Genomic DNA, 6634 nt, shown 5'->3' on the forward strand with positions numbered 1-6634 from the left:
CGCTACGGTCGCAGTCCACCCAGACGTCCGACGCCGCTGGTCAGCCGCATAGCCGCACATCGCGTCGGACGCGATACGCATACCGTCGCCAGTTCGCATTCGATGCAATTGGCGGCGCTTGGAGTATCCGAGCAGTAATTACCGCTACGGTGTTCAGTTTCCTGAACGCTGATGGGTGGTGCGGGGCAGGGTGGCAGGCTGTCGCGGGTGACGGAGTGGTTGAGGAAGTTCCGCCGCGAGCGGCGTGTGTTGGCGCGGGTGCGGCGGGCCGCGTGGCGGCTGGAGCAGGCCGAGCGAGAGCGGGACTGGGCCCTGGCTGCCGCCCGGCACGAGAAGGTCTCCGTCCGAAAGGTCGCCGAGGCGGCGGGACTGTCGCCGACCCGGGTACACCAGCTCACCAAGGACGCCGACCTCGACGCCCTAGACGCCGCGCTCGGGCTGCTGCGTGCCGCGGGCTGGCCCGCCCCGGAGGACCCGGATGGCAGCGACGACGAGGAGCTGTCCGGCCGTGCGAGCATCGCCGAGCGCCTGCAGGACGAGGCCGCGTGGGTCCGGCAGTGCGCGGAGTGGATCGACCACCTGGACAGCAAGCCGTACCCGCCGGCCGCCAACCTCCGCCCCGAGGGCGACTTCCCCGACACCTGCGCCGTGCCGATCCGGCTGCCCAGGGTCGCGGCGATCCTGCGGCGCATCGCCTTCGACGTCGACGAGCTGGCTCGTGCCCGGTGTGTGGAGGAGCTGCAGGCGGCCAAGGTCGCCGACGACCCGCGCGCCGAACGGCGCCGCCGGCTGGCCGAGCCGGACCTGGACTACGCCGAGTACTGCGACCGCACCAAAACGCCCTGGCGCTCCACCCGGAAGATTTCAAGTCCAGTGAGACAGTTGTGATGCTATGAGGTTTGTGGTGCTGATTCGCGGCGCTTGGCGGGATCGTTGATCCAGGCCGTCCGGGGTATCTCGGGTGGCCGGGGGCGGCGTCCGAAGCGTTCGGGGTGGTGTGTGTAGGCCTGGGCGAGGGTGGCGGCCCGCTGGTCGCGGACCTCTTCGGCGGTGCCGAAATGGACGCTGGCCGGGGTGTGCCAGGCGATGCCGGAGTGGCGGTGCTCGTGGTTGTAGTACGCGATGAACGCGTCGAACCACTCACGGGCATGGGCCAGCGAATCGAACCTTTCCGGGAAGTCCGCCATGTATTTCGTGGTCTTGAACTGGGCCTCGCTGTAGGGGTTGTCGTTGGAGACCTTCGGCCGCGAGTGCGACCGGGTGACGCCCAGGTCGATCAGCAGCTGGGACACCTTCTTGGAAGTCATGGACGTGCCGCGGTCGGCGTGCACAGTCCCGGGCACGATGCCGTTGCGGGCGATGGTCTCGCGGATCAGTTCCTCGGCCCGTAGGGCGGACTCGGCGCGCTCGACGGTGTGGCCGACGATGTACCGGCTGAAGATGTCGATGATGACGTAGGCGTGGTACCAGACGCCCTTGGCGGGCCCGGCCACCTTGGTGATGTCCCAGGAGAAGACCTGAGACGGGCCGGTGGCGACCAGTTCCGGCACCACCCGTGCCGGGTGGGTCGCCTGGCGGCGGCGCTCACCGCTCTGGCCCTGTTCCCGAAGGATCCGGTACATCGTGGAGACCGAACAGTGGTAGCGCCCGGCGTCCAGCTCACGGGCCCAGATCTGCGCGGGTGGCAGTTCCGCGTACTCGGCGCTGTTCATCAACTCCAGCACCGTCAGGCGCTCTTCGGCGCTCAGGGCGGACGGTTGGACGCCGACCGCGCGGGGCCCGGGCCGGGCCGGTGGCCGTAGCCGACGGTAGTGGGTGGCACGGGAACGGCCGGTCAGCCGGCACGCGGCAACGACACCGAGCTCGGTCTCGACGCCGTGGAAGGCGTCGTCCACGACCGGGGCGGCGGCAGACTTCAGTCCGCGCCCCTGGAGATCATTTCCAAGAGCGCAGAAGCTTTTCCCATGACCTCCAGAGCGGCCTTGTTCTGGGCCAGCTCCTTCTCGAGCCGCTCCACCTGGCGCCGCAGTCTCTCGTTCTCCGCCTCGGCGGCCGACTTCTTCGGCCTCGCGGGACTGGTCCGGCGGTCGACCAGCTTCTCCAGGGCGCCGGCGTCCCGCGCGGCCTGCCATTCCTTGACGTGCGAGTGGTAGAGACGCTCGCGGCGCAGGATCGCACCCTTCTCGTTCTTCGGGGCCGCGTCGTACTCGGCGACGATCCGCAGCTTGTACTCCGGACTGAAGGAGCGGCGCTTCGGCCGGGGAGCGGGATCGGACGCGGGGTTCTTGCTGGTCATGAGGGAGGTGGTTCTCCTGTCGGTGCCCTCTCAGGCTAACCCGGCAGAGCCGGGTGTCTCACTCAAGGCTGACAGAGAGGGGTTGACCGCCCTCCACATCGACCAGCCACCGCGCTGGCCGGCGCAGCCGCGTTCGCTCCCCGCCGACAACAAAGAACGGGACGACTACCCCGCAACGCCAGCCAGTGAGAACAAATCCTGGGACGCATGCCGTCAACGACACTCACCATGAATTACCTACCCCCTGGTCAGCGGGATTTCCGGGGAGGAACGCGAAACGGGACGGGACAGGATCGACGCCCACCGCTGCCCGGTGGAGGGTGAACAGACAGGGTGGTCAGGGGGCGGTATGAAGGAAATCAACTACCAGCGGGTCCGGGCCCGTGTCGTACGCGCCGGCCCCTGCACCGCCCACGTCGCCATCGACTCCTTCGCCGCCGGACAGATCACCATCCCCGTGGCGACAGGAACCCTGACGGACGCCACCGGACTGACCCGCCGGCAGCTCACCGGAGCCGAACTGACGGCCACGGCGAACGTCACCGCCCGCACGGACACCGACGTCGACCCGCACGGCTGGCAGCTGCTCACCACCGCCGACGGACACCCGGCCCCGCGCCGGTCGGCGTTATCCGCCATCGCCGCACAGGCCGGGTGTCCCACCGCGCCGTGCCGCGTCCCTCGCCGGGGGCTGGCCGGCCTCGGTCTGGAGTGGGCGGCGCGTATCAGGCGGTGCCCATACGGGCCTGGACGCCCGCCATATACCGGGTCAGGCTGTCGAAATGAACGACGCGAACGACTTCGACCCGGGGCACTGCAGGATCGACAGCGTCTCCCTCTACATGGAGACGCTCAAGGCACGCATGGCCCCCGAGCAGTACGACGTCCTGGCCCAGGCCGTACACGAGACGGCGCATCTGATAGCCGAGGGGCATCAAGCCGGCCCCGTCGGGGACCTTTCGGCGTTCACGCCTGAGGTGCAGCGCGAGTACGCGACGGTCCTGGCGATTCTCCTGACCGGCCGCATGGACCACCGGCTCGTGGAGATGCCCGGCCCCGACGGCAGTCCGGGCTTCGCCATCGTGGAAGCCTCCACTGCCGACGCCCCGGTGAGGCTGCAGGAGATCCGCGAGCATCACCATCACTGGGCCACCGAGCGGCAGGCCGTCGACAATGAGCTGGACGGCATCGCCCGCGCCAGCGGGCTGAGCAACGACGGCTGAAGCGTGTGGCGGGTCGTGATGCTCAGCAGGGGGACGATCGCATGGTCGGCCCCCTACTCAGTGACTGTTTTCACAGCTCAAGGTCAAAGAGGGGCCTCGTGCGTGTGCTGACGCGGCCGTGTCGTTGCCCGGGATGTGCTCGTTGGGCAGTGACACTGGTGCAGCGTAGCGGTCTTGAGCCTGTCTCCCCGCGCAGGTCACGACCGTGCCTCTCACCCGGTTGCGCCGGCCGGTGAAGAGCGGCTCCGGGATGTCATGCCCCCCCCGAGCACCCGGGGCCGCCTCTGTACCCGTCCTGACCTGGGACTGTCGTCGAAGCAGGAAGAGAAGCCGCGGACTGCATCCACCACCGGTGGGGCCGTGGTGGCCGGCCCCACGGATGCGTCAGGCGTGCTGCGGGATTCGGACGGGGGTGGTTGTGCGAGTCAGGCGGCGGGTCATCAGCGTGACCGCGGCCCAGGTGATTACAGTAACGTCTCGCCCTGTGCACCGCCCGGGTCACCGGCGAGGGCCTGGTGAGGCTGGTGCCGTCGGTAGAGCACCGTGGCCGGTGCCCCGGGTGCGCCGCACGAGGATGCGGTGCGCGCGGCCGGCCGTACCGAGCGTCCCGCTCGGGGATCGCCTTTCGCCTCCTGCGCTCAGCACAGCCCGAGCTGATTGGACCGCGCCAGCGAGGTCGGCGGTGAAACAGGGCGCCGCCCTGCCGACAGCTGCTACGCCGTCCGCTATGAGAAGCCCACTGTGTGCCCTTCTTCAGCTGTTCAGTCGGTGTGGCACAGGCGCGTTGACAACGCGGTGGCCGCGTGTTCCATCTCGCGTTCGATGGCGTGGGTGTAGTCGATCTGTCCGTGACGGGCGCCGGCTTCCCGGTACAGAGCGCGGGCCAGGCCCCGGCAGACCAGGTGCCGGTGGTAGGAGCCGGGGGGTACGCCGATGGGCACGCGGATCCAGAGAGCGCCGCCGGGGCCCTCTTCCAGCGCTCCGTTGGCGATAGGGGCCTCGATCGGCACGACAGTCACTGGTCGGCCGATGCGCCGGGCCACGAGAGCGATCACATCGTCCAGGGTTGCCTGCGGGGGCACCGCCAGCTGACGGACCACCTCCCGGGCCCATTTCAGTTCGCCGTCCGCTCGCCGGCTCACGCCGCGGGCCCCGGTCGGTACTGCCCGGGGGCCACGCCCCGGCCGATGCCGGTGTTCTTCATGTCAAGCTCTTTCGAGGGTGCCTTTGCGCGCAGGATCGTCTCACGGCCCGCCTCGGAGACACCCAGAATGCCAGCCGGCCACGACCGCCTGTCGCCGGCAGCCTCAGAAGGCCTCATGTCCCCGCTCGCGGTCAGCGACCGGCGCGGCAGTCGTAGACCGTGAGCGTCAGCGCCTCTACCGCGGGCCGGACGTGTGCGGCGTCCGGACTTTCATCGATGGCCTCCAGCGCTGCGGCCGCTGATATTCGCACTGCGCGGGGCAGGCTCTCGTGGGCGGCAAGCCGGTAGGCGACGGTACGGCGGGCCTGCTGTTCCTCCTTGCTCACTCCGTTCGGGGTGAGCGGGAAGACCGCGGCCTTGTACAAGGAGATACCCACGAGGACCGCGTCGGCCGCCCCCTCTGCCTCTCCCCTGCTTCCGGCGGCACGCAGGGAAACCGCCGCACGCCGGCGGTACAAGATCAGCGCGCTTTCCGCCCCCAGGCCGGCGATGCCCGCCCCCACACCGGCTCCCCACCAGCCGCCCAGGACAAAGCCGAGGCAGGCTCCCGCGCCCACCAGGCACACCCTCCAGGCCATGGACAGCACGTGGATACGGGTGGCGGAGGGGAACGTCATGCCCCGCAGTATGCACACCCGCCACAGCGGGCCGCCTCGCACTGGCGTCCAGCGCGCCAGGGCAACGTCACAGACCTCCGGGACCGTCGGCTTTCTGTTCGTGCCCTGGGGATCATGTCGGCCGGACCGAACAGGCCCGGTTCGCAAACATCGGCGGGCCGGGGCGGGTCAGTCCAGGTCGGTGGTGCCGACCGCGCCGCGGGGCCGGTTGCGTGCCCACTTCTTGAGGTCGCCGACGCGGTAGAGGAGTTCGGCGCCCCGTTTGTCGACGGAGCCGGGGAACTTCAGGTCAGGCTTTCGCCGCGGCGCCGGCCATCGCCCCCGGCGGGCGCACCATGAAGACGTCGATCGGATCGTGGGCTTCCACGACAAATCCGTGGCGCTCGTAGAGCCGACGGGCAGCGCTGCCCTGCAAGACGTTCAAGCCCACGGTCAGGCCCTGCGCGTCGGTCCGCTCCAGCACCGTGCGCAGCACAGCGGATCCGAGTCCTTGGCCCTGTTGGTGCGGAGCAAGGTAGAAGTGCTCCAGCCACTGCCTGCCTCCGGCGGGCCGGACCGTGACGCAACCTGCGAGTTCACGGTCGATCACGATGATCGACGTGTGCTGCGGGGAGAAGGAGTCCCGCAGCCGCTGCCGTACCCGGTGCTCGTCATAGCGCCCGAGGCGTTCCAAATCCGCACGCATGACCATGGCCCGCAACTCCGCGATCACCTCGACGTCCGCTGCCACCGCAGAACGCAGCACCCAGCCCGCGGCGTGCGCCGACATGCTCCCTGCAGGCGCCGCCACGTCCGATCGCTCACCGCTCCCCCTCACCCCGGCATCCATGGCCGGAGTATCTCAGTCCGCCTGCCCTGAACAGCCAGCTGGGCAACTGAACCCGACCTGCCCAGTCCCGCCGCGCCCTCCATCGCGCACCATCTCGTTATGCGGGCGGATGGGGTGGAAGACGTGCCCCACGTCCACGAGCAGGTCATCCAGCCGGCAGGCCCTCCAACCGGTCTGATCACACCTCAGCCTCCTCCCGGCCGGTCACGACCGACGAGACATCTGATATTGAGCCGAAACTGGTGGGTTTCCTACTCGATCGTGTAGCGGACGTGGCGGGCTCTGAAGTAGCCGCAGACGATGCGGGGTTGGCGCTGCCTGCGGTGCAGGAAGCGCCGGGTCTCGCGGGCGAGGTCGTCGACGGAGGTGGCGCGGGCCGCGTGGACGTGGTGTTTCAGATCGGCGTTCAGCAGCTCGTCGGGGTTGAGCTCGGGGCTGTATCCGGGCATCAGGTGCAGCTCGATC

General features: G+C 69.4%; 8 protein-coding genes. 2 read left to right on the forward strand and 6 right to left on the reverse strand.

Annotated features, from left to right (window positions below; genetic code table 11):
• Positions 1-207: 207 nt before the first annotated feature.
• Entirely contained in the window at positions 208-888 is a 681-nt protein-coding gene (locus tag DIZ27_RS46170) for a hypothetical protein (RefSeq protein ID WP_181383868.1), read from the forward strand.
• A 2-nt stretch (positions 889-890) separates the two neighbouring features.
• Here DIZ27_RS46170 and DIZ27_RS36840 read toward each other — a convergent pair whose 3' ends face one another.
• Positions 891-1895: an IS3 family transposase gene (locus DIZ27_RS36840; RefSeq protein ID WP_109382741.1), complete on the reverse strand. Its 1005-nt coding sequence runs from the start codon at positions 1893-1895 to the stop codon at positions 891-893.
• A 20-nt stretch (positions 1896-1915) separates the two neighbouring features.
• Positions 1916-2296, reverse strand: a complete 381-nt coding sequence (locus DIZ27_RS36845) for a transposase (protein WP_109382742.1) — start codon at positions 2294-2296, stop codon at positions 1916-1918.
• Positions 2297-3078: 782 nt separating this feature from the next.
• On the opposite strand from DIZ27_RS36845, the gene DIZ27_RS36855 reads away from it, so the two are divergent.
• Entirely contained in the window at positions 3079-3519 is a 441-nt protein-coding gene (locus DIZ27_RS36855) for a hypothetical protein (protein ID WP_109382743.1), read from the forward strand.
• A gap of 761 nt (positions 3520-4280) precedes the next feature.
• Here DIZ27_RS36855 and DIZ27_RS36860 read toward each other — a convergent pair.
• The 4 genes from DIZ27_RS36860 to DIZ27_RS36880 all read right to left on the reverse strand — a co-directional run.
• On the reverse strand, positions 4281-4661 hold the full coding sequence (locus DIZ27_RS36860; protein ID WP_109382744.1) for a serine/threonine protein kinase: 381 nt from the start codon (positions 4659-4661) through the stop codon (positions 4281-4283).
• 193 nt (positions 4662-4854) lie between these two features.
• Complete coding sequence (locus tag DIZ27_RS36865; protein ID WP_146229059.1) at positions 4855-5340, reverse strand: hypothetical protein; 486 nt, start codon at positions 5338-5340, stop codon at positions 4855-4857.
• A 289-nt stretch (positions 5341-5629) separates the two neighbouring features.
• The gene (locus DIZ27_RS36875; RefSeq protein WP_258308714.1) at positions 5630-6109 is read right to left on the reverse strand and encodes a GNAT family N-acetyltransferase; all 480 of its coding nucleotides are present in this window, start codon (positions 6107-6109) and stop codon (positions 5630-5632) included.
• A gap of 311 nt (positions 6110-6420) precedes the next feature.
• Positions 6421-6634, reverse strand: a 214-nt coding sequence (locus DIZ27_RS36880) for a transposase (protein WP_181383869.1), incomplete at its 5' end; no start/stop codon positions are given.

It is taken from the genome of Streptomyces sp. NWU339 (genome assembly GCF_003143855.1).
Classification (GTDB): domain Bacteria; phylum Actinomycetota; class Actinomycetes; order Streptomycetales; family Streptomycetaceae; genus Streptomyces.

Coding starts and splice junctions, on each gene's coding strand:
- DIZ27_RS36845 (WP_109382742.1), bottom strand. CDS start 2,296: ATGACCAGCAAGAACCCCGCGTCCGATCCCGCTCCCCGGCCGAAGCGC.
- DIZ27_RS36855 (WP_109382743.1), top strand. CDS start 3,079: ATGAACGACGCGAACGACTTCGACCCGGGGCACTGCAGGATCGACAGC.
- DIZ27_RS36865 (WP_146229059.1), bottom strand. CDS start 5,340: ATGACGTTCCCCTCCGCCACCCGTATCCACGTGCTGTCCATGGCCTGG.
- DIZ27_RS36875 (WP_258308714.1), bottom strand. CDS start 6,109: ATGTCGGCGCACGCCGCGGGCTGGGTGCTGCGTTCTGCGGTGGCAGCG.